This is a genomic window from Paenibacillus sp. J22FR5, assembly GCF_059691975.1.
In genome coordinates this window covers 215217-239793 of the sequence record NZ_JCAUAN010000001.1, presented here as the reverse complement: position 1 = coordinate 239793, position 24577 = coordinate 215217, and the positions used below count along the sequence as shown (strand labels likewise).

The window sequence follows — 24577 nt, the reverse complement described above, 5'->3', positions numbered from 1 at the left end:
ACCCTTTCTAATAAAAAAGGGCATCACGAGGATGCCCAAATTCCTAATCTATTCTTCTAGTGCTTCGTTCTTCAGCTTTGTTCTTAAAGCTTCGATAGCTGCTTCCTTACCTTTTACTTTCTCCCCGTCAGGAAGCTCGAATGTTCCGCCCCCAACGTGATGGAGCTGAGCAGCAAGTTCTTCATCTGTCAGGTCAGTTTCATCTTCCTTCTGGTCCTGGTCGTCATCTAAGGGACGATCCAGATACTCGGCATAGTTACCACCTACCAGAGATTCAGCTTCCTCTGCTGAGACAAGATAGATGCCACCTTGTGCCATCACACCATCAGGCCCAGCACTCATAGTCTTCATTCTAATTTTCGGCATATGTCGTTATCCTCCTAAGCCAGTGGTTTCTTGCGAGCTGGGCCACCACGGATAATTGTCGCCGCATATACGCCACCCGTAGTCGCACCAGAAACAGTTGTTACTGCGCGAACATAACGCTTGATACCTTTGTATCCGATCCGCTGAACTGAGTTAGAGGTTAGTACCGCAAGGGTACCGATAAGATCCGGAGTAGCAACGTTGGTAAAGGTGGTGTTGTCGTCACTTTCTTGTAGTGAAATCGTGTGTGTACCATCGGTGATTGTTCCCGCTTGAACATAAAGAACCGCGCCTTCAACGCATGAAAGGTCAACCCCTGTTCCGTTAGCAGTTGCAGTTTTAGCAGAAGGTGCAAGTGTTGTCCATACATCAATTTCATTTTTAATATCTAACATTGATATTTCACGCTCCTAGTTTTTATTTTAGGGGGCAAAAGCGCCCCCATTTCCGTTAATTAGCCTAATTTCACACGAACAAATGCCTCTTCAAGTACAGGCATGCCATCGCTTTCCATACGGCCAATGAAGCCGGTCTGATTTGTGCGGGCATACAACTCAACCAAACGTTGAATACCCATGTCAAGTGCGTCAACAATCCAGTAGAAATCGAAATTTCCGATGATTCCTGCGTACTTGCCAGTTGTGAAGGTGTTTGGAGCGAATTCAGACATTTGATATGCAACATCAAGGATTGTATCAGGTTGACCAGTCTCGATGCCCGCTCTCCAGATATATTCACCCGTAGTATCCTTAATTTTACGGATACCCTTCACAGCATCACGATGGAAAATCCATTGCGCGCCTTTCCAGTACTGAGGCTTAAGCTTGAATTTCGCCTCGATCAGGCCATCGGAGCCGATATCAGTAGATGTATTTCCCGTGCTTACGTCGCGAGCAGTAGAAATACCGTTTGTAGAAGCTGTAAAGATGCCCAACGGCTGATTTGCCCCAGAACCAGTCATAAATGCCTTCTCCTGAGTAACCGCGAACTTATAAGCCAGGCGGTCACGAATAAGACCTTCCACATCAATCGAGGAAGAACGTAGCAACTTGTTAGAAGCACGAACTAATTTAGCTACAGCATGTGGTGTTAACTCACGCTTACCAAAGTTGATATCCGTTTCTTGTCCAGTATCAACCTCAGAAGTCCAATCTGCATCACTCGGATCAGAATCAAGTGTCGGAACGCCAAGGCTTTGTGCTTTGTCGACGGTGAATTTACGAGCTAATTGGCGAATGATCACTGCGTCATCCATAGATTTTAAGAGTTCATTAACGAATTGCTGTGGAGTTACAACAAATCCACCTGCAGTGTCCGTGTCTGCTTGAAGAGCTTTAAAGTCATCTGGTGACATCGCATTTGGACCGCTGCGAACGTAATTAGCGAAAGCTCTGCTGTACGCCTCAGTTTCACGAGCATTTTTCTTATCCTCAGGTTGTTGAGGAGTCGGTTTGCCAGCAGAAAGACCACTGCTCGACTGCATGAACCCTTCACGTTCCAATTGTTTCTCCATGCGAGCAATATCTTCACCGAATGCATCGAAATCTTTGTCCATACGGTCATAACTTTGTTGCTCTTCAGAAGTCAAAGATCGTTTTTCAGTGTCTGCCTTGTCAAGAATAGTACGCATATCCACTACGAGTTGAGCACGTTGCTGTTTCTTTTCATCGATTTTTACGGACATTTACAAATCATCTCCCTAGATTGTTTTATTTTTTAGTTCAAGCTTTTTGCGCAATAAAAAAACGCCTAGATCATTGTCCAAAGCGTCGGGTTCTTGCTTATTTAATTGTGGCTCCTGAGAAGGAATGAGACTCTTGACGATATCCGCTACCATCGAGCTAATTTCATCTCGACTAAGCTGGATTGGCTCAGAAGGAGGTTGCTTTTCCTCCTCAGGCAGCTTTGGAGCGTTCTTGAAACGGCTCCAATCCATTTCCACTCCGTTGATAATAGCAGTTTCACCTAGAAGGGATGCGGCTATTGTCATTCCTTCTTCGATTTGTGTGGCGAAACCAGATGCAACTGCTTCTTCAGCGGTGTACCAAGTTTCATTTACCATGATAGACATTACATCTTCAGGTGACTTTTCGGACTTATCCGAATATATCGCCGCCATTGATTCAGCGATTTTATCAAGTACATCAGCTCGATTTCTCATGTCTTCAGCAGTTCCAACCACACCTGACCAAGGCCGATGAATCATCATCATGCTACCTTTTGCCATGGTAATTGTGTCTCCAGCCATAGCGATAATCGAAGCTATAGATGCCGCCAATCCATCGACAATCACATTGATCTTCGCGTCATGGCGTTTTAACATCGCGTGAATTGCAGTTCCGGCAAAAACATCACCACCAGGACTGTTAATTCGAACGTTGATTTGATCGACTTTGCCTAGAGATTTAAGTTCAGCATCTAATAGATTCGGAGTCACTTCATCTCCCCACCAACTAGTACTAGAAATCTCTCCGTAGAGAATTAATTCCCCAACAGTCGGAGTCGTTTTTTTTGTCATCCAGAACTTTTTCAATTTGTTTTCACCTCCTTTGTCTGTGATGACGATTGATCCGGAGACATATTGACTGGCTTCCAGTACTCCGTTCCAGCCACTCCATCAATTGGGTTCATGTCCTCAAGTTCACGAATATCATTGGCATTTAACCAACCATCAAGGCGAGCATTGTGATAAAACTCGGATCGGCTCTTACTGTCGCCTCGCATCAGACCATTAATCATGAATTTCGTGAAATACGTACTATTTACACCTTTTGGATCTTTTGCAAATATGAGTTTCATGTCCATACCTTGCTCCCAACGGGTGTACCAAGGCAACATCGTGTTTGTTACAAAATCAATACTTTGCTGTTCGATATTATTATTCGTACTCCGTTCCAAATCACCGATCATATGCGGAGGCACATGATAAAATCGCGCAATATCAGTCACTGCGAATTTGCGCGTCTCTAAGTATTGCGCTGTTTGCGGCGGAATGCCGATTTGGTTGTACTTTAATCCCTCTTCTAGAATCATCAAACGATGGGATTTCTCTAAACCACTATGGAGTTCTTCGAAAGATTGCCTCAAATTCTTTCGGCCGTCTTCACCAAGTTCACCAGGATGCTCTAAAACACCGCTAACAGTAGCCCCATTCCCAAAGAAACGTGCTCCATACTCTTCTGCAGCGAGCCCAATTCCAATAGATTGAGCAGCGAGGTCGATTGGATTATACCCCCGGATCCCATCAAAACCGAATCCAGCAATGTGTAGTACTCTGTTTCTTGGTAATTTAACTGTTGTTCCATCGGGCAACGTGGTGAAATACTCCAGCTCCCTAGTCTCTGGATTCCTATACGGATAAGTTTTATCCGGTCTAAGCGGCCATAATCCGATAATCTGTCCTGCATTATTGAGTTCAATTTCGGAGTACCCGTTTCCCCACAATCCTATATGACCTTGCATAGTTTCTCGCCATATAAAGCTGCTCATCTCACTGTTTGCAGCCTTATGAAGTACGGGATAAAGCGGATGGTTGACAGCTTTTAGCTTTCCACCAGTTGATTGAGATTGAAAAACGTTAAGTGGAAGAGTTGCGATATTCTGGGCAAGAATGTGCACACACGCGTACACGGCCGTATGCTGCAGAGCCTTCATTTCAGTAACATTGATGCCAGTTGAAGATGCTCGCCCTCCTAAAAAGTTAGTTAACCATTCGGAAGGTTTTGACACCCCGGATGTAGGTCCTTTTGTGGCACTCCAAACGCCTTGTAAGATACCCATTAGCCTCTACTCCTTGCAATTGCTATTAGTAATAGGAGAGCACCAAGAACAACGTAGGCGGCTGGCGCCGACCATAGATGAATACCGTAAAACAAAACCCCCATACCCGCTAAGGCAAGAAGGTCGTTTAGATCGGGTGGATCTGGTTTGCTTCTAATTTGATTCAAAGCGCCTCAACTCCTCTTGTTTTATAAACTGACGGCTTTTTGATTGGAACATTAAAAGCCCGAACATGGGCATCTATCACAGCAGCCGCAGGGTCAATGCGCTCTGTAGATTTGTCCTTGTCGAGCATGATGTTTTCGTTATGATCCTGTCTTACAACTGCGTTACTAAACGCCCATCGCAAGACTGGATTTCGATTATGAAGGATTCGCTTCGAGTAGACCATGTCTCTGAAATCCTTGGTCGGTCCTGAAAGAGTTTGAACACCTTGTCTAATCTCAATGCATTCATAGCCCTGCGATTGGAGATCTGATGCGAACTGAGTCGCATTGTAAGGGTCAAAGCATACTTCTTTGATCTTCCATCCCTTTTCCTGAACTACTCGCAGCATATACGAGCTGATGAAACGATAGTCCGTTACGGCACCAGGAGTATCTGTGATCCAACCTTGGCTTACCCATAAGGCATAGGGAACTTTATCCGTTTGCGTTTTGGATTTTAACGTTTCTTCTGGCATAAAAGAATGAGAGTACACAGCGTATGTACCGTCATCTAATTGGAACTCAAATGAAATACTGGTTAAATCGATCTTTTTAGATAAGTCGATTCCCACGAAGCACTCACGGCCACGCAGATCCGGCATATCTTTATCATCAACACCGCATGCGTCCCATTTATTTAAAGGCATATAGCCATTATCTTTCTGATCAATCCACAAATTAAAGTTCTTTGTGAATACTCCGCGCCGCTTCTCAGGCATTTCCTGAGCTATTTTCAATTCACCGCGAAGGAATTTCAATCCCTCTTCAGTTTGTGCAAGCAGCGGATTAGCTTTTATCCAGTTTCTTTCGTCATTGATATCATCTTCTTCGTCCATCTCAGCAATGTAGATGAAATATTCATCATTTTCATAGATGCCATCTAAAACCTTTTTGCAATAAACATATTCGGCGTAACATGGTCCAGATAAATTAAAGCCTGCTGTTGAGATAACGAACATCAGCGGCTGCCGACGCATACCCATACCCGAAATAAGAACGTCATACATATCACTGGTTGGATGTGCATGATACTCATCGACAATTCCACAGTGTGGATTGAATCCGTCCATCTTTTTTGTTTCTTTAGAAAGCGGCAGCATTTTCCCGCCGTTTGTTTTGTGGAACATGGTGTTGCGGCGAGTTTTAATCTTTGCTTTTAAAACCTTGTTCTGCTCAACCATTGCAGCTGAAGCGTCATAAACAATCTTCGCCTGGTCCCGCATTGTACCGGCTGTATATATTTGCGGACCACCCTCACCATCAGCGGCCAACATTTTCAAGCCTACAACGCTTAGTGTCGTAGACTTGGAATTTTTCCTTGCTACTTGCTCGTAAGCCTTCCGGAAACGTCGCAGTCCTGAATCTTTATGAACCCACCCGAATACACTCCCGATAATGAAGTGTAGGAATGGATCGAATGTGACCGGATCACCTTTTCGAACTGTTAATCCATCTTCAATATGACAGCAATACTTTTCAGCGAATGTGAACACATCTGTTGCTTTTTCGTCGCTAAAGACGTAGGGAAAGCCTTCCGATCCCTGCCGTTCTAAATCGTTTAGGTGTCGCTTGCATGCCAGGATTACGTATTTACCCGCTACGATCTTACCGCTCACCACATCAAGAGCGTACTGCGTTGTAGGATGATTAATGCTAATCGAGACCGTCATCCTCTTCACCTTCATCACCGTCGTCTGGTAGTGTTAGGCGCGCCCTGGCTGCCGGTGATAGCCCGAACTCTGCAAGGTATGATTTAAAGATGGTGTGGTATTTATGAGCGATCGCGACGGAAGGATTTTGTATCTTATTCGTTGCCTTACCAGTGTTCGTATACTTCAACTTTTGGCCTTCCCGTTTTATTGCCCGTGTTGCTTTAACATAGTTCGAAAAAGCATCGCAACAGATAGCCAAGGCGTAAACATCGACGTTCGTCATTAGCCCTAAAAGACCGAGTTCTTCAACCAAAACTCTCCACATGTTCATGCCGGTTGCATCCATAGGAATTGGACATTTTATTTTGTCCTTTCCAAATTTAAAGGCCGCTTCCGATTCACGGCGGGCCTCGATTTCTTCTGCTGTTAAGTGTGTTTTGCCCTTCGCTAGAAGGACCTCAATCGGAGCTTTATTTCTGCCCGCCAAATGAACCACCTCCTAAGGGGCTAATGTCAAAAAAGGAAAATTTCGCGCACAAAGCTGGCACACGGTCTTGGAGAGCGCCCCTTTCGAGGAATTTGCCCCCATACCCCCTGCCGTATCCTCGTTCACTTACTTTTCGTACATGGTTTGAACTGCATTGAATGCACGTTTTAGATCCGCTATTGCTTCTGGGCTACTCACGACACCTTTAGTTGGCATCTCAACCTCAACCAACCTGTACCTCTTACCACACACCTCAGCAGTTAGGTTAAGCATGGCATCCACTTCTATATCAGAGTCCCTCAGGAATAGCTCTGCTGTTAGGGTAGGAACACCACCTACTGCTACACTGTAGCTAATAGCTCTTACGCCTTTCAACGGTAGGTCATCAATCAATACATTTGTGCTAAATGGATTCATTCCACCTGTTATCTTAACCTTGCTTATCATCACTTCATCTCCCTTTGAATCCACCATCTTCAAGTACAGTCTTAGTCGAGTGACATGGTTGACATAACCCTTGATGATTCTTCGGTTCCCAAAACAGTGGATCATCTGGTCCCTTAACAGCAACGATATGATCCACGTGTGCGCTTGGCGTTATCCTACCTTCATTCTCACAATGCACACACAGAGGATGCTTCTTTCTATACCTTATAGAGTACTGTGTCCACCTGTATGTATAACCACGTTCGGCAGGTGAACCGCGCTGCTTATCATACTTCTGTGCCTTATCTTTCTTATGTGCTGGACAGTAACCTTCGAGTGTGAGCTCAGGACAGCAAGGTTTATTACATGGTCTCTTTAATGCACTTGGTATGATCGATCACTCCTTATATCAGAAAACACTATCCCTGCAATGTTTTTCCGTTGTATCCGTTACTATCGCGCCGTGATACAAATCACATCGATTAGTACCTTTGTCATCTCGTAGTTGCTCACACTCAGAACAACTCATCGCATTCTCAACTGGTTCCCTATTATTCATGAGTTACCTCGCTTTCCCTGAAATAGAAAAAGCCCATTCTCGAAAGAACAGGCTTCACGTTTAATCATATTTAGTTTTATTCCGTTTCGTTTGTTGAACTATCATCAAGAATAACTTCTAAGTTGTATCGGATGATTCCAGTGGCTTTTAAATTAGGATACTTACCGTCAATAGTGTCAGGTAGCATTTCTTCAATATCTCGTGTGACACTTCCGCCAAGGTGAGTAACACTTACGTCTTCATTTTTCAACTTCTCCAGTAGCTGCTCTAAGAGTTGAATCAACGTTTCTTTGTTTTGCTCGGGACTTCTCAATACAACATCTCCTTTAGAGCACCAATGTTACTAAGGCGCTGTTTTAAAGATAAAACCGTGGTCACTTCGGACCACAAATAAAGAAAAGGGGCTCATAGCCGCCCCTCTGTCCCTACTGAAAACCGTACGGGACATTCACCTATGCCTAGTCATAATGCTGAAAACCGCATTACGACCGGTATATTTTTCTCAATCTTTTAAATTATCTGTAGAACAGGTCAAGAGCACACAATTGCTTCGCTCTGTGTTTAAGATCCTTGTACTTAGTTACTAGAGAGAAGAGAAGGACAAGATCATTTTACTGATTATGAAGTCTACGTGTCAACTATCCCGCTAGTGGTTTTTTCATTTTCCAAAATTTCAACTTTTACTGCTTTGGATTCCCAGTGAACCTTATAACTAACGCCGCAACCCTCTTCACCATCGCAAATCCGTTTAGACCATCCATATTCATATACCCAATCTTCATCATGTCCAGTGTCATCACTTCCACATTTAGGGCATACGGTAAAATCGATGTCACTCATTTGGATTCAACAACCTTTCATTTCCATTCTTTCGGATCTTCCACTCTTGAAATTACATAATCAACACCATCGACCATATATGTCCAACTTCTCAAATAGATGTTTCTTCTAAAATCCTTAGTCACAATCCACCAAGCCCATTTTCGCAACCATTTACTCATCAGGGTTCAACCCTTTCTGATTAAGTGTTACTTCGAGTATTCCTTTTTCTTCAAGCATTGAAGCAATCTTCTCCTGCTCTTGAATACCCAACATTCCAAAAGCCTCTACGAAGCACGAACATAGATTTTTGAATACGTCCAAGTCCTTTATGCTTATGTTGCAATTTAGTTTGCTCATGGATTCAACAACCTCTCCAGCCTAATAATTTCTTTCTGCTGATACTGGATACAATCAACCAATTCCTCAATGATCATTAGCCGCCAATCGAATTTATCATCTGGACAATCATCCAGCGTGTGACCGTACTTATTCAAGCCCTTCTCGGTCTGCTTGTTGAAGTATTCGAAGATACGGCCTTTGATGCTTTTAGGGTTAACGCCGCCTAAATAGCCCATAACTACTTTAGCAAAGTCTACACCGTCTATCTTCATGACAACTTCCTGTGGATCTACGCCACCAATCCTTTGTAGGTTGTCGGCGTTGACTATGCCGCCTGTCGCTAAAGGTTGGCAATTATGTTTTAAATAATCGTCCAACAACTCAAACGGCCTACCGCATTTATCACATTGAGACATAATCATTGCTTATCCACCTCTCTATCACCTCATACAAAGCCCTCAGCGCCCCGTACAGCCGTTTTCCAGTACAGAACATACATTTGTAGCACTCAACTCTAAATGGCTATCTCAGGCGCTTTTAGATTACTCCCCAATCTTCTGCAAACATATCTGGTTGCGAAGGATTCCAACCGACTGTAACTGAACCATCAGCCGCTTTCATGTCAATGTGTGAATTGATTGTTACCACGCCTGTGCTGTCGCCGCAAGTTGAACAATCTTTCAAATGTGTGTACGCCTCGTTTATCAAACGATCTTTATCATAAAAAGTGGAACGTACCATGTAGATAAACATACCCTTGCCATTCCAACCAGAACGAGCAACTTTTTTACCTCGTTTCAATTCTTCCAGAGCTCCACCAAAGTTCATCTCTCATCCACACCTCTCTTATTTAAACCGCACTTAAAACGTGAAACGAGTAAGGTTCCCCTCAATACCCAAGTTTCCGCAAGGATATTCATTCCACGTTCTAAATGCAGTTTGTTTAAATTAAAAAGCCACCCTGTATGAAGGAGTGGCCATCTCGCGTTTAGGCTGTGTCCCGTCAGCCGTCTAACCCAATCAATTACAGGTCGCCTTTCCGCTGCTCCTGTACAACGCTTCACTGACTAGCGCCTATCCAACCAAAGAGTCCGGGCAAAAGAAAAAGCACCCGCGGTGGAGTGCTTTCCTGTTTACTACTCTTCTTTTGATAATTCGAATAGTAAACGTTTTTGAAAATTGCTCTCAATTTCCATGTTGTTACGCATAATAGCCCGGCTAATCGCTTCGATTAAATCATCCTTACTTACCATTTCACTGTACCTTAACGCATCTTCGATAATTGCTTTTAAATCTTCTTGATCGAGACCTAATTTCATATAATCACCCCCATCTATATTCTCTAACATAGAAAGAGGTTTGTCTAATTGAATTCGGCAGTTAAAAGAAGTGTATCGCAACGACCGGTCTTTTCTGTCGGAAAGCGACCATAGATTTTTAGTCATCGTTGCGACTAAGAAAACCAAAAGAGAGCTGACGATCCCCGCAATGAGTTGGACTCACACGCAGCTATTCACTACTGCTGCGCGGCCAATGCTCGTTAGCGTTCGGGGTGTCTTGCTCTCTTCTCGATTTCCTATGGTACTAATATACCACGGTGAAAACCTAATAACACACGCGGAACCCGCTTTAAATCCGTTTCATCGGCGTGCGAGCTCATTGTTCAAATAAGACCTTCCTGTCTCAACCTTTCTTCATACCCGTTCTCAATAAGTTTTTTACGAACTATATCCACGCAAGTCTGATTTACATTCTGTATTTTTGTCACACTGACTGGATCGATAGCTGTCTTTTTGATTTCCGCCAGTTGATCACGTTTAAAACACATGTATTGAAGTTGCTTTATTTCAATCTCAAAATACAATTCTGAGATACGTTCTTTATTTTCTTCGAAATTTACAAAAAGAGCTTCACGTTCGTTCTTTGTCACAGTAATCTCTTCCCACTTTGAGTCCATCTTCTGTTTAATATTCACAACCATCACATTCACGCTCCTCATTTTCTTTTTCTCTCATCCTACGCTTCATCTTCTGTTCCATATGCAACTTCAGTAATCCGCGGCGCTCTAAAGCCAAATTCCGCTTATACGCAAACTTGAATGCCTGCCGCTGCGGTGTGATCGGTCCGCCGAATGGTGTGTTACGGGTCATTATCGAACCATCCTTTTATTAAGATCTGCTTCGATTATCTTGGTAGTATTTATAGCTTGATCGGGAGAGCGCATCGCTGGCAGCGATGAGGTCAGGGGTTCGATCCCCCTAGGCTCCATACAATAAAAACCGCGATCCTTCTGGATCGCGGTTTTTTGTATGGATCATGGGGGTGAGAACCCCTCAGGGTTCGCCCGCGCGGACGGAGAGGTTGAGTCCACTTCATTGATAAAGCTTCAAGTGCAGGAGCACGGCGTCTGAATCCACCGCTAAAAGTCCTCGTCGAGTATGCTTCGTCAGCCATTTAAATCATGATTCGGACATCCCTAATTGGGATTGCCATGCAAGTGGCATCCCCCTAGGCTCCATACAATAGAAACCGCGATCCTTCTGGATCGCGGTTTTTTGTATGGATCATGGGGGTGAGAACCCCTCAGGGTTCGCCCGCGCGCCGCTAATTAAGAATCCAAATCGCCCAATGGAGAAGGTTTCCACCAAATAAATCATAAATTGCTTTACAGGACACGTAATGGTGTTATATCATGAAATAGGACACCTAATGGTGTCGTATAATAATAAATTAAAAGGGAAGAGGATACAAATGCATATACTAACCATCGTTATTCAAAGTTGGCTGCTTTTCTCCATGGCATTCTTTGGCGGAAGCAAGCTTGCAGGAGCCAAGCATCAGGTCGAACTGTTTGATTCGATTAAACTTCCTCAATGGTTCCGCGTCATTACGGGCTACGTTCAAATTGTTGGATGCATAGGACTCATTATCGGCTACTGGTATCCGGGGATTGCCGCATGGACCGGAATATTGATAAGCATTATGATGCTATTGGCGATCCTTTCACATTTCAGAGTCAAACATCCGATCGGAAAAGTGATGCCGGCCATATTGAATCTCCTGATAGCTATTGCAGTAGTATTCTTATATGCAGACGAACTGCCCCATCTTTTTGGGTAAGTTCATATCTATGGTAGTGAAATACCCAATGGTGGGAAAGTGCATCGCTGGCAGCGATGCGGTCATGGGTTCAATCCCCCTAGGCTCCATATTGAACGAGAGGCTTAGGAACACTACGTCTGAATCTACATATAAGCTTGTCCTCGTCGAAATATAGCCTGTTAAACTTAATCAATAGGCTGAAACCACGCAAATTAGCGTGGTTTTTGTTTATTTTAGAAACTTTTAATCGAAAAGTCATTCTTTGACGGCACCAATTGCAATCCCTTTAACAAAGAACCGTTGCAGGAAGGCATAGACTACCAATATTGGAAGTGCGCCGATAAATATCTGAGATGCTCGGATCGTTCGTTGAGATTGATTGGCAACCGCTGACAGATCAATCTTCGACATATCTGCTTGAACAATAATGGTTTGCATGAAACTTGCAAGCGGCAGATGTTCAGCATCTTTCATATAGATCAAGCCGTCAAAATAAGCGTTCCAATGTCCTACCATCGTAAACAATGTAATTGTCGCTATGGCCGGTAATGAGATGGGCAAGTAAATCATGAAGAAGGTTCGAAAATGCCCGGCTCCGTCAATAAAGGCAGCTTCCTCAAGATCTTTAGGAACGTTACGGAAGAAGTTAAGAAGCAGAATGAGGTTGTAGACAGCTACCATTCCTGGCAGAATAAGCGCCCACATCGTATTCATCAAACCAAGCTTATAGATAAGGATATAGTTGGGAATCAAGCCCCCGTTGAACAGCATGGTTATGACAAAATACCAGAGATAGCCGGTACGAGCGCGAAAAACGCGAGTATCTTTCGAGAGCGCGTAAGCTGCAATGGCGTTAATGAACATCGCTAGTACCGTTCCAAGGACAGTTCGTTTAATGGATACCCCAAGTGATGTAAGAAATTGGGCATTGTTAAACGTTTTTTCGTAGGCTGCAAAAGTAAAACCAATCGGCCAAAACGTAACCAGCCCGGCGTTGGCAGGAGCGTTTGAGCTTAATGACACCATCAATAAGTGAAATAACGGAAGTAGGCAAAGAACTGAGAGTATGATCAACAGCGCATTGTTAAACACGGAAAATATGCGATAAGCTAAAGTTTTGTGGTACATATGTTGTCCTCCTTAAAGTTTTCGCAGAAAGCTGGCTTCATAAGCATTCGCTTAGAAGATTCGATATCCAGCGAATCTATAAGCAAGACGGTAGGATATCATGATTAAGATTAAGCTGATCACTGATTTGAATAGACCGACTGCTGTTGCGAAGCTGAATTGTCCACTAAGTAGACCTTCCCGATAGACAAATGTGTCGATAATATCTCCCTGCTGATAGATCAGAGGACTATACAAGTTAAACACCTGGTCGAAGTTCGCATTCAGTACATTGCCCAGTGCCAAAGTTGCAACAACGATTGCGATCGGTATAAGTGATGGTATGGTAACATGCATCGCTTGCTTTAAGCGGCTCGCACCGTCGACTTCAGCTGCTTCGTACAGTGCGGGATTAATGCCAGTAAGCGCTGCTAGGAAGAAAATCGTATTGAACCCGAACTCTTTCCAGACATCACTGAAGATAATGGTAAATCGGAACCAGTTGCCGTCACCTAGGAAGAAAATCGGCTTAATACCGAAAACATGGGTAAGGAACTGGTTGACGAGCCCAGTCTGGGAAAGCAAATCGATCAGAATTCCTGCAAGTGTGACCCAAGAAAGAAAATGTGGAAAGTAGACAAGTGTTTGGATGGACCTTTTGAGCCCCATGTTCCTTACCTCATTCAATAACAGGGCGAAAATAAACGGGATGATTAAGTTCATCACGATCTTGGTGCAAGCAAAGAATAGGGTATTCCACGTAATTTTCAAAAAATAATCATTCTCAAACATATATCGAAAATGCTTCAATCCGACCCATGGAGAGCCGGTTATTCCCAATCCAGACTTATAATCCTGAAACGCCATAATGATCCCCGACATTGGAAGATAAGAAAATACGAATACCAATATAACAGCCGGCAGCACCATGAAATGAAGCATCCATGGTTGCTTGTAGCTGCTTTTCCTTTTCACACGTTCGGTAGCTTGGTGAGTCACTTGCTGTACAGTATTAGTATCCATAGCTCTCTACCCCGTTCCTTAAAACTTATTTGTATATTTTGAGAAACCCTGATATATATAGTATCAACAAATTCTACACAGAAACTATATGACATTGTTAGGATGGATAGGGTTTTGTTAGGGACATCTTGTGGGGGGATCGGTTATGGTACTACGAAGAGGAAGTGGTATTGCGTTTGTCAAAAGAAAGTTCGGTTTCAGGTTTAGTCTGTTTGCGAAAATGAACGGTCTCATTTTAATTTTGTTCATCCCCATCATTCTCGTATTTACCTATTCCAACAGAATTGCATTCGATGTGATCAGCAAAGAGCTTCAGGTATCTAACATCAAACAACTCTCTTTCCTATCCAGCCAAATTGACTCGAGGATCAATCAGATGATGGACTTTGTCACGACCTTTTCGAAAGATCCGAATGTTCAGAAATTCAATGGATTAAACATCTGGGAAGATCGTTATGATCGCATGCAGACTAGATATGTGGTCCAGGAAAAAATGGTGCTGCAGTCCGGTATTATGAACATCTGGCCCGTTAAATACACGGTGTATTCCCAACAGAACAAAGAAACCATTTCTAATGCTATTCAAACAACCGACTATGATGAGACTTATTTGAAAAGGAATATGACTGGAAAATGGACTTACGGTGATGGAGAAACCGTACCCCCAGGTAGTCCGAAAGCCTTTTATTGGTTCTATACGGATTCTTTCGGTCAACAAAATACGCTTAGTGGAAGTAATTTGGTGGTTGAAGCCAGCTTCGGTCACGAAAATATTCAAAATTTGCTGGACACCTATAAAGCAGGCGGTCAAGGAGATCCTTTCTTTTATCACAAGGGAGAGACTCCGATCTTGAATCGCAGCGCGTCCACGCAGTTATCAACTGATCTTATCCATTATTTGGACGGGCAGTCTTTGGAAGATACGATGCAGCAGGTAGTAAGATTAGGGAATAAAAATTATTTGGTTAGTGCTGTGAAATCTCCCCTATTGGATTGGCATCTGGTTGATATTGTTCCGCTCGATCAAATTTTGGGCCCGATATCATTCAGTCGCAAAATATTTTACTTAGCGATGGTTTTACTTTTTGTTGTTGGTATTTCTTCCTCCGTGTTGCTATACCGGAACGTCCAACGTCCGATCAGAAAGCTGATTCGTGGGTTACAGAGCGTACAACGGGGGGATTTTTCAGTAAGAATCAACCCCAATGTGAACAATGAGTTTTCTTTTCTGTTTTATCGATTTAATGATATGTCTCAGCAAATTCAAGGTTTAATTGAAAAAGTACTCAATGAGAAACTCCGAGCTAGGGACGCAATATTGAAACAATTACAGGCTCAAATTAATCCGCATTTTCTTTACAACTGTCTCGGCTACATTGTTAACATGGCCCAGATGAAGAACGAAGAGGCTGTCGTTTCCATGGCGTATAATCTAAGTGCTTACTACCGTTACACAACTCGAATGGAGAGGCAAACGGCTAGTCTGGATGAAGAAATTCGACTGATTGTCAACTATCTGGATATTCAGAAGCTGCGCAATGGCAGGATTTATTACACGATCGATATACCCGATGAAATGCTGAACCAACAAGTCCCGCGCTTGATGCTGCAGCCAATCGTGGAAAATGCTGTCATTCATGGGGTAGGAAAATCGTATTCATCGGGTGAAATTCGAATTAGCGGCGAGATGGCAAACGGCTACTGTCGGATTTATATCGATGACGACGGTCCTGGCATGGCGGAGGATCAGCAAGAGGCGTTAAATCGTAAAATGCGGGAGCCGTTGCAAGAGCAAATGGGCTGCGGCCTTTGGAATACCAACCAGCGGATCATTCACCAATTTGGAGATCTTTCTTATCTTCATTTCACGAAATCAATTCTAGGAGGATTTCGGACTGAGATTATTTGGGAGATAACCTCTGGAGAAGAACATCGCCATTATCCATTTATTCAAGGAGACATGTAACATGCAGATGATCATAGTAGACGATGAAGCTCACTGGGTAGACAACCTAGCTATGCACAAACCTTGGCACACATTCGGCATCGAACAGGTTCATAAAGCTTATTCTGCACATGAGGCGCTTCAAATCCTTGAGACGCACCCTATCGATATTGTCATATCGGATATTCTTATGCCTGAAATGACAGGCATAGAGCTAATAGAACGAATTCGCATGTTTGATAAAAAAATAAAATGCATTATTTTATCAGGTCATTCCGACTTTGAGTTTACGAAAGAGGCCGTTCGGAACCAAGCGGTGGATTACCTGTTGAAACCGCCGACTGACAATGAATTGTTCGGAGCAGTCAAAGTGGCCATCGATCAGTTGAATACGGAATGGGAAAGCATCAGCTCCAATGAACGGACCCAGTTCACCCTTCGTGAAAATTTACCTCTTCTTCGTGGCCAGTTGCTTCTTGACGCCTTGCGGGGTCATCGCATGCCCGCCAACGAATGGAGTCGGAAGCTGGAGAATTACGGATTACCGTTCTGCAAAGGCGACTGTGCCCTTGTTCTCGTCCGAATGGAGGAAGAGTTCGAACAATATACAAACAATGGGCAGCAGTTGATGGAATATGCGATCATCAATATGGCCGAAGAGATTATTGGAGAATTTGCAGAGGTCTGGGGTGTTAAGGAGGAGCACGGATATCTTGCCTTTCTGCTTCAACTAAAGGGGGACCGTTCTCACCTCGGGAAAGATACGATGCTAGAAAAGCTGGCTATGCAGCTTCAGTATAAAGTGAAACAGTTCTTGAAAGGATCTCTGTCGATCGTCATCACGGAGTGGTTTCACTTTCCAGATCAGTTACCGGAAAATTACAGGAAAGCATCGGCCTATTTCCGGCAAATTGTAGGTGACGAGCGGGAATTCGTTCTTCGGGTCAGCGAATTAGAGATGAACTTCTCACAGGGAACTTTGGACGCTATCCATATGCCTCCTACTTTGATTCATTTGTTGGAAGCCGGGCGATGGGAAGCGGCTGAAGATAAACTTGCGACTATATTTGCGGAGCTGGAGCAGAGATGGTCCGAATCATGGGAGCACTGTATGGAGGCTGGATTTTCAATCGCTTCTTCCTTCACTCATCTCACACATCGGAATGGCTATACGCTGACCAACTTATTAGGATCTGATATTGAACCTTTGCAGAGCGGAGACGTATTCACCTCCATCAGCAAGCTTCGAAAGTGGTCTCTGGGCGTGCTTGGCAAGCTCAAAGAAAGTACGTCGAATGAAGTCAAAGATATTCGCTCCTTGTATGTGAAAAAAGTTCAGGATTTTGCGGAGAAAAACCTGCATCTTGACGTTTCGCTGCGTGCGTTGGCAGACCATGTTAATCTGCATCCGACACATTTATCTAAAATTTACAAGATTGAAACCGGTCAAGGCATCAGCGATTATATGTCCTCTCTCCGAATGGAGCGTGCTAGCCACTTGCTAAAGACAACCGACAAAAAGGTGTATGAAATCAGTATGGAAATCGGTTATTTGGATCCTGCTTACTTTATTAAAGTGTTTAAACGCCAGTTTGGCGTAACGCCGCAAGAATTTAGAGACGGTATATAATTGCCTAACAAAGTCTTACCGAAACTAAAATAGTCATATAGATACAATCCCCAATAAGTTGGTAGAGTTAGCATGTAGTCATCTTACACCGTAGGGGGAGATCAAAAATGAGTAAATTCAAAAAACCATGGATGCTGCTCGCAGTCACAGCACTTATGGTCATTACGGCCTGTACTGGAAAGTCGGGCGAGAACGCGCAGCCAGTCAATACCGCATCGAATGAGACCACTGCATCCGATGCTGCATTCAAGAAAGGCAAATACGATCCGCCGATTGAGATTAGCACCGTATTAATGCCAAAGAAGTACGTTAAAGGTGACACAAAAGAAAACAATGTCCACGACCGTTGGATGCTGGAGCAGTTCGGTATCAAGCACAAAGATACTTGGTACCCTGCCGGCGCGGATCAATATAAGCAAAAGCTTCAGCTTGCTATTGCTTCCGGCGAGAAATTGCCTGACTTCGTATTCGTACCGACCGATCCTGTATTGACCAACCAACTGATTGATTCCGGCCAGTTTGTGCCGATTGACACACTATTTGAAAAGTACGCCAACAAAACATGGAAAGACCATACCGTTCAACATCCCGAACTATGGTACCCTTTCACGAGAAATGGCAAGAAGTATAACCTGCCAATTCTTGAATATACCGACAATGACGATACAATGTTATGGCTGCGGGAAGATTGGATGGAAAAGCTGAATCTGACGGCTCCCAAGACGATCGCAGAATTAGAGAACGTGATGGACAAATTCAAGAATCAGAACCCAGACGGGCTTGCTGCTAAGGATGTCTATCCGCTCGCGATTTCATTGAAGAACAATACGAACACATGGATGGGCGGGCTTGATTGGCTGTTCGGGGCCTATGGCTCTGTTGAGGAGCAATGGAACAAAGATGCCAATGGCAATCTTGAATATGGTTCAGTTAATCCAGGAGCCAAGAAAGCGCTAGCCAAGCTTCAAGAATGGATGAACAAAGGCTATATTCATCCTGATGCAGCTTTGTGGGACGAGGGTAAATCAGCTGAGATCTGGACCAAAGGGAATGCAGGTGTTCTGCCTGGAGCAAACTGGGTTCCAGATTGGCCGGCTCCGGATTTGTTAAAGAACGTAAAGGGATCGAAATTTAAAGCCTATCCGGTTCCCACAGGTCCAGATGGGTTGGCGGGTACGAAATGGCAAAACAGCGGCGTGAACAGCTCCTTTATGATTAATAAAGATGCCAAGCATCCAGAAGCATTTTTCCTATATTACAACTACATGCTCGACAACTTGGCCAACCCGCCAACCGGCAGCAAATTTGAATATGGCTTTGCTCAAGGCTACGACTGGGATATCGTGGATGGAAAACCTACTAGCGATAAAGAAAAAATTAAGGACTTCTCCAATGAGTTCAATTTCATAACAGGACCAGCGCGGATTCCAGATCTGTACATGAAAACTCTGGTTAAGCTTGCAGACGGTAAGAAGCCTGAAACACCTTACGAGAAGCAGATCGCGGATTTCCGTAAACCAGAAAACTGGTATGCTGCGAAAGTCGTTATGTCACAAATGGACATTCGCAAGCAAAACTATTTCACCGGTGCGGCGACGCCAACGATGATTTCGAAATGGAATCTTCTGCGCCAGTCTGAGCTGGAAACCTTCAACAAAATCATTTATGGCAAACTGCCAGTCAATGCGTTTGACGAATTCGTCGCCAGTTGGAAGGCTAATGGCGGTGATCAGACTACGAAGGAAGTCAATGAGTGGTTCGTGTCTGTATCCAAAAAATAAACAATAGAGTAGCGAACTAATAAAGTAGAAAAAAAATGTGAACTATCATCTCGTTTGTAACTAATCATGCATTATAGAATCCGGGAAAAAGTCAAAAACCCCCAACTTTCAAAAGTTGGGGGTTTTGAGTTTTGTGGAGCACGGGATTTAAATCTTAGTCTTCACTCGGCAATTTGACATTCTCTTTTCTGAAATCATAAGGATGCTTATTCGTCCATTATTTGAATACTTTAGCCTAAGGGCTGACCATCTTTAAACTCGCCTTCATAGTCGAGGATGCCATCTGTGTAATACTTCCCTTTACCATTGAACAATCTTTGAATTTCTTGACCCTCATAAAGAAGCTTGCCATTATCGTTAATACTTGTCCTAACGGACATCTGAGACGTTATTTCTTCATATTTCGATCTATGCAGAAGCTAACGGACATTAGAGACGTTAAATGGCCATAAACTGCTGATTAATGTGTGCATTCAGTTAAATAGCGTCTGCTGTGTCCGTTAGCGATCTGGGTTCAGGGTTCAGGGTTCAGGGTTCAGGGTTCAGGGTTCAGGGTTCGCGGTTCGGGTTCAAGGCTCGGGGTCGGCCGATCCTCGCCGAGCCGCCCTCCAATTTGCCATACCCCTTCGTCTATCAATCCGTTTTTCTAAAAATCAGCGTCTCATTGCTATCGATCCATAACATAGACGAGTCTTCCACAAACTGACGATTATCCGTCCCCGTTTGATAAATCACATGTTTCCAATCCAGGATACAGTCGTTGGCGATGGGGCTATTTTCAAAACGAACAAACAACGAATCCTCTGACAAATTCACAACAATCAGATAGGTAACCCCTTCATACTGTCTCGTATACGACAAAACCTTTTCAGCCGAGTTACGAATGAACGTCAATTCACCTTTCCAAATGGCTGGGTTGTTCGTTCGAAGCTGAATTAAGAATGAATAGTGCTCAAATATCTCCGTATCAAATTGCTGCCAATCCAATTTGTATTCATCGAATAACGAAGTCCACGTTTCCAAGGTGCGCTCATTAAACTCCTGCCCCATCATCAAACATGGAACACCTTCTAGCGTAAGCAAAATGGTAGATGCGGGTCCTGCAAGCTTTTCACCCAAATAGGGAGTGATTCTTGATTGTTCTTTCTCCTCAAGCCAACTCATTCTAAGCGCATGTTTAGGAAAGCTATACTTAAAAGAGTTATAAATTACAATGAAATCGCTTTGCGTGATCGTTCTGTCCATCCAATCGCGAATCAGAATGCGAAGTTTACCATCGTACGTCAAATCGCAAGCTTCAATATGATGATATTCATCGTAAGATTGTGAAATGAGGACCAGATCGGATTTTACCAGTTGCAACTTTTGTTTAATTTCAGTAAGAAAATCATAGGGAGTAATGTCCGAATCGTCCAATCGAATACCGTCAAAATCAAACGCAACGATCCAATACTTCATAGCCTCAATAACATAGCTTCTCATTTCACGATTATCGAATTGCAACCCCGCGAAATATGTACGGTTGGGTACGTCATAATAGATCTCGTTGTGTTCATCTCGTGTAAAATATTCAGGATGACTGCCGGTCATGATATGATCCACACTCGTTCTGTTCAAAACCCAATCCAGAATGACCTTCAACCCGCTCTCATGCGCTAATCGAATAAAAGCGAACAGTTCTTCTTTCGTCCCAAAGCTAGGATCGATACTATAGAAATCTTTGACTGCATAAGGGTCGCCAAAGGCACCTATCCTACCCTCAAATCCAACTTCGTTAAAAGGCATTAGCCAAAGCGTGTTGACCCCGAGCTTTTTGAAGTAGTCTATTTTAGCCGCCAATCCGTTGAAGCCGTTTTCGGTAAATGCTCGAATATGTAGTTCATAGATAACGGCTTTCTTAATCCATTCCGGACTTTCAATAGCTGTAAAATGTTCATACATATACCCCGGCTGTTCTTTCGAAATCTCATTTGTTCTAATGATTACGTCGCCCTGCTCGGTCACCGTAATCGCGGAATTATTTTGCCCATCTTCCGACACACTCGGGTTCATGGGGTCTACAATCCAAGCCTCCCCATTCACTACAAATTTATAGAGATGTCTTCCTTTAGGAATGGCTAATTCAATCTCCCAGCCTTTCCTGTCCTCCATTTGATTCATAAAATGTCTATCGCCATTCCAATTGTTAAAGGTCCCTGCCACCGCAACGCTTTCTACTTGACTATCTGTGTAAAAATAAAATCGCACACCGTTTGAGCCTTTTCTCGGAAAATGCGGCATTGACGTTCATCCCCTTCTGAGTGGAAAATGCGAATGTATATTCTCTTCCCCCATCGTAGCTGAGATGTAAAAGCCTGCCAATATCCGTTTCTACTCATTTATGATGCGATTGTGCTGCAGAACACAAAATTCTTTTTGAGTACATAGCCTATCTAAACTATATCTTAATCCATACACCAATACAAAATATCCCAAAATTTCATTGAAAGAGCGATAGACTCCTAACTTCCAATATGTTACTATTTTTTCAACTTGAATTATTTCCCTAAAGGAGCAATGACATGATTGCCACGATTCTCAGAGTCCTCCGTATGTCTATTAAGAATCAATACCCTTTCAAGTATGTAACCCATTTTGCTAGGGAAAATAACGAAATTTTCTACCTTGAGCGATTTCTAATGAAATTCGATCATCGCGTAGGACACCTTATGCTAGGAACCATTCAAGAAGCTGGGGACGTCGATTGGAAAATCTTCATGAGTTATCCTCCTTATTTCATGGGAATTCCTTGGAAAAAGGTCAAAAACAATAATGTCGCTCCTATTGCAAAACAGTATGTGAAGAACAGACAAAAAGCACTTCGGAGAACCTCCGGTAGCCCTGTCAGCTTCGTTGATTCCAACCTTGAGCAGTCAATTCGCCACCAATTAAAGAAAATTGAAGGTCCATTAACAGATACAGATTTGGTAAATATGGTTAATTTCGATAATGATGATTACGCTATTATTCATATGAAAGATCTGGATCAAGTGAAGAACTTACATTCCATTTGTGTAAATAACAGTCCGCAGCTTCAGAAGGAACACATTTCGAGCTTCACTCACGTACATAATATTGAAATGCAAAATTGTGGTATTCAGGATCTTCGATTCCTTACGCCGCTGACGAAGCTCTTTTTCTTAAAATTGTATAAAAATCACATCTGGGATTTAACGCCGCTCGTAGAATTACCTAAATTAGAGCATTTGTACATTGCAAATAACAAGATCACTGACGTTTTGCCGCTTAATAATATGAAGAAGCTGGCCATTGTCAACCTTGATCATAATCCAACCCAGAACTTGAATGAGTTACGTAGTAGGACTATTAAGTATTTACGTATCTGCCACAATCCAAGCCAGGATTTGCAAAACTTACCTGAGAATCTTCCAGAACTACAGCAACTTACGCTGGATCAGTCTCAAATGGATGAACGTACATTGCGTGTAATTACAAGGCTTCGTAATAAAGGTGTTCAGGTCGATGTAGAAAATAGTCATAGAGATACGATTGATGAAGTATCATAATTACAAAAAAAGTGCCCTAGAATAAAATTCTAGTGGCACTTTTCTTATAAAAATTCATCCATTTAGTTGCTTTTCGCAAAAAAGCAAAGAATACCCAAAATAACTGCAACGACTGACCAATACTCCATTCGTACGAAGAACAGGCTGTGACTTCTTCCCACGTTTATCTCTTTCCCCGTTTCTCTATCGATCAGGATTCGTTGGGAGCGTGAATGAAACCATCTTCCCATATACCAGATCGGAACCGCCGAGATCATAAGCCCAATCCCAATAATGATGTTCGCAACGCTTGATTTCATCACGTCCCCGCTTACGAACAACGTTGAAGCCATAGCAATTACGAAAATCCCAAGTAGTGCAATGGGAATGACAAGAATCCCCCAACCTCTCCAAACGATCAATTCAAACACCCCTACTTTTATCATTTACAAATCATTCCACCTCATAGTATATCGCAGTAAGTTTATTCCTGTATATACAAATTTCGACTTTATCTCCCCATATACCCTTCAGCCCCTCAGCCTTTCAGACCTTCGCCCGCTTGCGATCCCGATACTGTTTCGGTGTGACTCCGACAATTTTCTTGAACGACTTGATGAAATGAGTTTGGTCGTAATAGTTCAGGCGAGTAGCAATCGTAGAAACCGATTCACTTGTGAAATCCAGTAGCTTCTTAGCCTCGTCCACCTTCTCCTGCTGGATAAAGTTACTGATCGTGACACCGGTCTCCTTTTTGAAAAGTGAAGACAAATAGGTTCCATTTAAGCCTGTCTTAGCAGCCAGCTCCGAAATGGGAATCACATCATACAAATGATTGAATATATATTCGCGGCACTGGGCGATCGGCTTAGATACGGTGCCTTTTCGGTTTTCGCTGACACGCCCCGCAATATCTAAGAATGCGTCGATCATCGCGGTTTCCACCGAGCGAACATCTGTCAGCTCCTCAATATGCTGAATGTACGTATCGCTTAATCGGTACGCAAGCTCGGTATATAGTCCTCCCTCCATGGCCGCTCGAACCGCTACAGCAATTCCGCATATGGCAATATTTTTGCGGCTTCTCAGAAGACTCCGTTTAGAGAGAGTTCCTGCCTCACCAATCGATCCCATGACAAACATATTCTTAAGTGCTTCTTTATCACCATTCTTAATATGACGTAATAAGATTTGTTCAATTTCTGGGCTCGTATGCAGATCAGAGAGCTCATTCATCTCCGACATCGAGATCTCAATAGCTTCCTCTGACAAAAATCGTTGGCCTATTCGAAAATTATGCTCAAGTACATCTGACAGTTCTAACGCCTCTTGATTCACAATCCAATGTGTCATCAACCCTATGTGAAATAATCGCTGTTTAGAAACTAGCGGAAGGCCTCTTAAATAATCGGCCCAAATCGCATGAAACTTACCAGGAATCTGACTATCATTCATGAGATTTCGAATGGTCTCCTCCGAGGGCCTATGATCAATAGAAGCGCCAATGACGATGGTGCCTACTCGCTTCTCATCCGAAAAGACAGGCTGCAAGACAAACTGTTCCAGAAACTCTGTCGTCTGGATAACGGGAAAAGCCTTATCCCAGGTTCGTTTAATTAATTGTTGTAAGTATTCGGGATTTTGTAAGGTTGAAGCCGGAATATGGGCGTTGGCTGCGAAATACTCCTGATCGTCTAGTTCATTCTCACTTATCCAATAGACAGGCAGTTGAACGCTTTCATGAATTATTTCGGCTAAGAAGACAGGATTAAATTCCATCTTATGACTCCTAATATATTTACTTTTT

The 24577-nt window shown here is 43.2% G+C and carries 28 protein-coding genes and 1 tRNA gene; 6 read left to right on the top strand and 23 right to left on the bottom strand.

Annotation, left to right across the window (positions count from 1 at the left end):
- Positions 1 to 48: 48 nt before the first annotated feature.
- The 17 genes from AC58P7_RS01035 to AC58P7_RS00955 form a co-directional block, all read right to left on the bottom strand.
- A complete protein-coding gene (locus tag AC58P7_RS01035) occupies positions 49 to 366 on the bottom strand; it encodes a hypothetical protein (protein ID WP_497339517.1) in 318 nt (105 codons plus the stop codon).
- A 14-nt stretch (positions 367 to 380) separates the two neighbouring features.
- Complete coding sequence (locus AC58P7_RS01030) at positions 381 to 761, bottom strand: hypothetical protein (protein WP_497339516.1); 381 nt, start codon at positions 759 to 761, stop codon at positions 381 to 383.
- A gap of 59 nt (positions 762 to 820) precedes the next feature.
- Positions 821 to 2050: a phage major capsid protein gene (locus tag AC58P7_RS01025; RefSeq protein WP_497339515.1), complete on the bottom strand. Its 1230-nt coding sequence runs from the start codon at positions 2048 to 2050 to the stop codon at positions 821 to 823.
- A 15-nt stretch (positions 2051 to 2065) separates the two neighbouring features.
- Positions 2066 to 2899, bottom strand: a complete 834-nt coding sequence (locus AC58P7_RS01020; protein ID WP_497339514.1) for a head maturation protease, ClpP-related — start codon at positions 2897 to 2899, stop codon at positions 2066 to 2068.
- Positions 2896 to 4146, bottom strand: coding sequence for a phage portal protein (locus AC58P7_RS01015; protein ID WP_497339513.1), 1251 nt, complete (start codon positions 4144 to 4146; stop codon positions 2896 to 2898). The genes AC58P7_RS01020 and AC58P7_RS01015 overlap by 4 nt, the downstream gene beginning before the upstream one ends.
- Positions 4146 to 4313: a hypothetical protein gene (locus AC58P7_RS01010; protein ID WP_497339512.1), complete on the bottom strand. Its 168-nt coding sequence runs from the start codon at positions 4311 to 4313 to the stop codon at positions 4146 to 4148. The genes AC58P7_RS01015 and AC58P7_RS01010 overlap by 1 nt, the downstream gene beginning before the upstream one ends.
- The gene (locus tag AC58P7_RS01005) at positions 4310 to 6022 is read right to left on the bottom strand and encodes a terminase large subunit (RefSeq protein WP_497339937.1); all 1713 of its coding nucleotides are present in this window, start codon (positions 6020 to 6022) and stop codon (positions 4310 to 4312) included. Before AC58P7_RS01005 ends, AC58P7_RS01010 begins: the two co-directional genes overlap by 4 nt.
- Positions 6006 to 6491 (bottom strand): phage terminase small subunit P27 family, encoded by a 486-nt coding sequence (locus tag AC58P7_RS01000; RefSeq protein WP_497339511.1) that lies wholly within the window; start codon positions 6489 to 6491, stop codon positions 6006 to 6008. Before AC58P7_RS01000 ends, AC58P7_RS01005 begins: the two co-directional genes overlap by 17 nt.
- A gap of 126 nt (positions 6492 to 6617) precedes the next feature.
- Complete coding sequence (locus AC58P7_RS00995; RefSeq protein ID WP_497339510.1) at positions 6618 to 6971, bottom strand: hypothetical protein; 354 nt, start codon at positions 6969 to 6971, stop codon at positions 6618 to 6620.
- On the bottom strand, positions 6943 to 7308 hold the full coding sequence (locus tag AC58P7_RS00990) for an HNH endonuclease (protein ID WP_497339936.1): 366 nt from the start codon (positions 7306 to 7308) through the stop codon (positions 6943 to 6945). Before AC58P7_RS00990 ends, AC58P7_RS00995 begins: the two co-directional genes overlap by 29 nt.
- 244 nt (positions 7309 to 7552) lie before the next feature.
- Positions 7553 to 7789, bottom strand: a complete 237-nt coding sequence (locus AC58P7_RS00985; protein WP_497339509.1) for a hypothetical protein — start codon at positions 7787 to 7789, stop codon at positions 7553 to 7555.
- A gap of 314 nt (positions 7790 to 8103) precedes the next feature.
- Entirely contained in the window at positions 8104 to 8316 is a 213-nt protein-coding gene (locus AC58P7_RS00980; protein WP_497339508.1) for a hypothetical protein, read from the bottom strand.
- A gap of 335 nt (positions 8317 to 8651) precedes the next feature.
- Positions 8652 to 9053, bottom strand: coding sequence for a hypothetical protein (locus tag AC58P7_RS00975; RefSeq protein ID WP_497339507.1), 402 nt, complete (start codon positions 9051 to 9053; stop codon positions 8652 to 8654).
- Between the two features lie 121 nt (positions 9054 to 9174).
- Complete coding sequence (locus tag AC58P7_RS00970) at positions 9175 to 9465, bottom strand: DUF2829 domain-containing protein (protein WP_497339506.1); 291 nt, start codon at positions 9463 to 9465, stop codon at positions 9175 to 9177.
- 308 nt (positions 9466 to 9773) lie between these two features.
- Positions 9774 to 10082, bottom strand: coding sequence for a hypothetical protein (locus tag AC58P7_RS00965; protein ID WP_497339505.1), 309 nt, complete (start codon positions 10080 to 10082; stop codon positions 9774 to 9776).
- Between the two features lie 218 nt (positions 10083 to 10300).
- Positions 10301 to 10618, bottom strand: coding sequence for a hypothetical protein (locus AC58P7_RS00960; RefSeq protein WP_497339504.1), 318 nt, complete (start codon positions 10616 to 10618; stop codon positions 10301 to 10303).
- Complete coding sequence (locus AC58P7_RS00955; protein ID WP_497339503.1) at positions 10602 to 10787, bottom strand: hypothetical protein; 186 nt, start codon at positions 10785 to 10787, stop codon at positions 10602 to 10604. Before AC58P7_RS00955 ends, AC58P7_RS00960 begins: the two co-directional genes overlap by 17 nt.
- A 53-nt stretch (positions 10788 to 10840) precedes the next feature.
- Here AC58P7_RS00955 and AC58P7_RS00950 point away from each other — a divergent pair.
- Both AC58P7_RS00950 and AC58P7_RS00945 read left to right on the top strand, forming a co-directional pair.
- Positions 10841 to 10905, top strand: a tRNA-Ala gene (locus tag AC58P7_RS00950).
- A gap of 483 nt (positions 10906 to 11388) precedes the next feature.
- Positions 11389 to 11757 carry a DoxX family protein gene (locus tag AC58P7_RS00945; protein WP_497339502.1) on the top strand — a complete coding sequence of 123 codons (369 nt, stop codon included), beginning with the start codon at positions 11389 to 11391 and terminating at the stop codon, positions 11755 to 11757.
- Between the two features lie 237 nt (positions 11758 to 11994).
- Here AC58P7_RS00945 and AC58P7_RS00940 read toward each other — a convergent pair whose 3' ends face one another.
- A complete protein-coding gene (locus tag AC58P7_RS00940) occupies positions 11995 to 12867 on the bottom strand; it encodes a carbohydrate ABC transporter permease (protein ID WP_497339501.1) in 873 nt (290 codons plus the stop codon).
- Between the two features lie 51 nt (positions 12868 to 12918).
- The gene (locus tag AC58P7_RS00935; RefSeq protein WP_497339500.1) at positions 12919 to 13869 is read right to left on the bottom strand and encodes an ABC transporter permease; all 951 of its coding nucleotides are present in this window, start codon (positions 13867 to 13869) and stop codon (positions 12919 to 12921) included.
- Positions 13870 to 14014: 145 nt separating this feature from the next.
- Here AC58P7_RS00935 and AC58P7_RS00930 point away from each other — a divergent pair, with 145 nt between their 5' ends.
- From AC58P7_RS00930 to AC58P7_RS00920, 3 genes are all read left to right on the top strand, one after another.
- A complete protein-coding gene (locus AC58P7_RS00930; protein ID WP_497339499.1) occupies positions 14015 to 15835 on the top strand; it encodes a sensor histidine kinase in 1821 nt (606 codons plus the stop codon).
- 1 nt (position 15836) lies between these two features.
- The gene (locus tag AC58P7_RS00925; protein ID WP_497339498.1) at positions 15837 to 17444 is read left to right on the top strand and encodes a response regulator transcription factor; all 1608 of its coding nucleotides are present in this window, start codon (positions 15837 to 15839) and stop codon (positions 17442 to 17444) included.
- Positions 17445 to 17551: 107 nt separating this feature from the next.
- Positions 17552 to 19225 (top strand): type 2 periplasmic-binding domain-containing protein, encoded by a 1674-nt coding sequence (locus AC58P7_RS00920; RefSeq protein ID WP_497339497.1) that lies wholly within the window; start codon positions 17552 to 17554, stop codon positions 19223 to 19225.
- A gap of 230 nt (positions 19226 to 19455) precedes the next feature.
- Here AC58P7_RS00920 and AC58P7_RS00915 read toward each other — a convergent pair whose 3' ends face one another.
- Positions 19456 to 19605 carry a hypothetical protein gene (locus tag AC58P7_RS00915; protein WP_497339496.1) on the bottom strand — a complete coding sequence of 50 codons (150 nt, stop codon included), beginning with the start codon at positions 19603 to 19605 and terminating at the stop codon, positions 19456 to 19458.
- 253 nt (positions 19606 to 19858) lie between these two features.
- Positions 19859 to 21505: an alpha-amylase family glycosyl hydrolase gene (locus AC58P7_RS00910; RefSeq protein ID WP_497339495.1), complete on the bottom strand. Its 1647-nt coding sequence runs from the start codon at positions 21503 to 21505 to the stop codon at positions 19859 to 19861.
- Positions 21506 to 21786: 281 nt separating this feature from the next.
- Here AC58P7_RS00910 and AC58P7_RS00905 point away from each other — a divergent pair, with 281 nt between their 5' ends.
- Positions 21787 to 22791, top strand: coding sequence for a leucine-rich repeat domain-containing protein (locus tag AC58P7_RS00905; protein ID WP_497339494.1), 1005 nt, complete (start codon positions 21787 to 21789; stop codon positions 22789 to 22791).
- Between the two features lie 62 nt (positions 22792 to 22853).
- Here AC58P7_RS00905 and AC58P7_RS00900 read toward each other — a convergent pair whose 3' ends face one another.
- The gene (locus AC58P7_RS00900; protein WP_497339493.1) at positions 22854 to 23216 is read right to left on the bottom strand and encodes a hypothetical protein; all 363 of its coding nucleotides are present in this window, start codon (positions 23214 to 23216) and stop codon (positions 22854 to 22856) included.
- A gap of 100 nt (positions 23217 to 23316) precedes the next feature.
- Complete coding sequence (locus AC58P7_RS00895; RefSeq protein ID WP_497339492.1) at positions 23317 to 24549, bottom strand: helix-turn-helix domain-containing protein; 1233 nt, start codon at positions 24547 to 24549, stop codon at positions 23317 to 23319.
- Between the last annotated feature and the right edge of the window lie 28 nt (positions 24550 to 24577).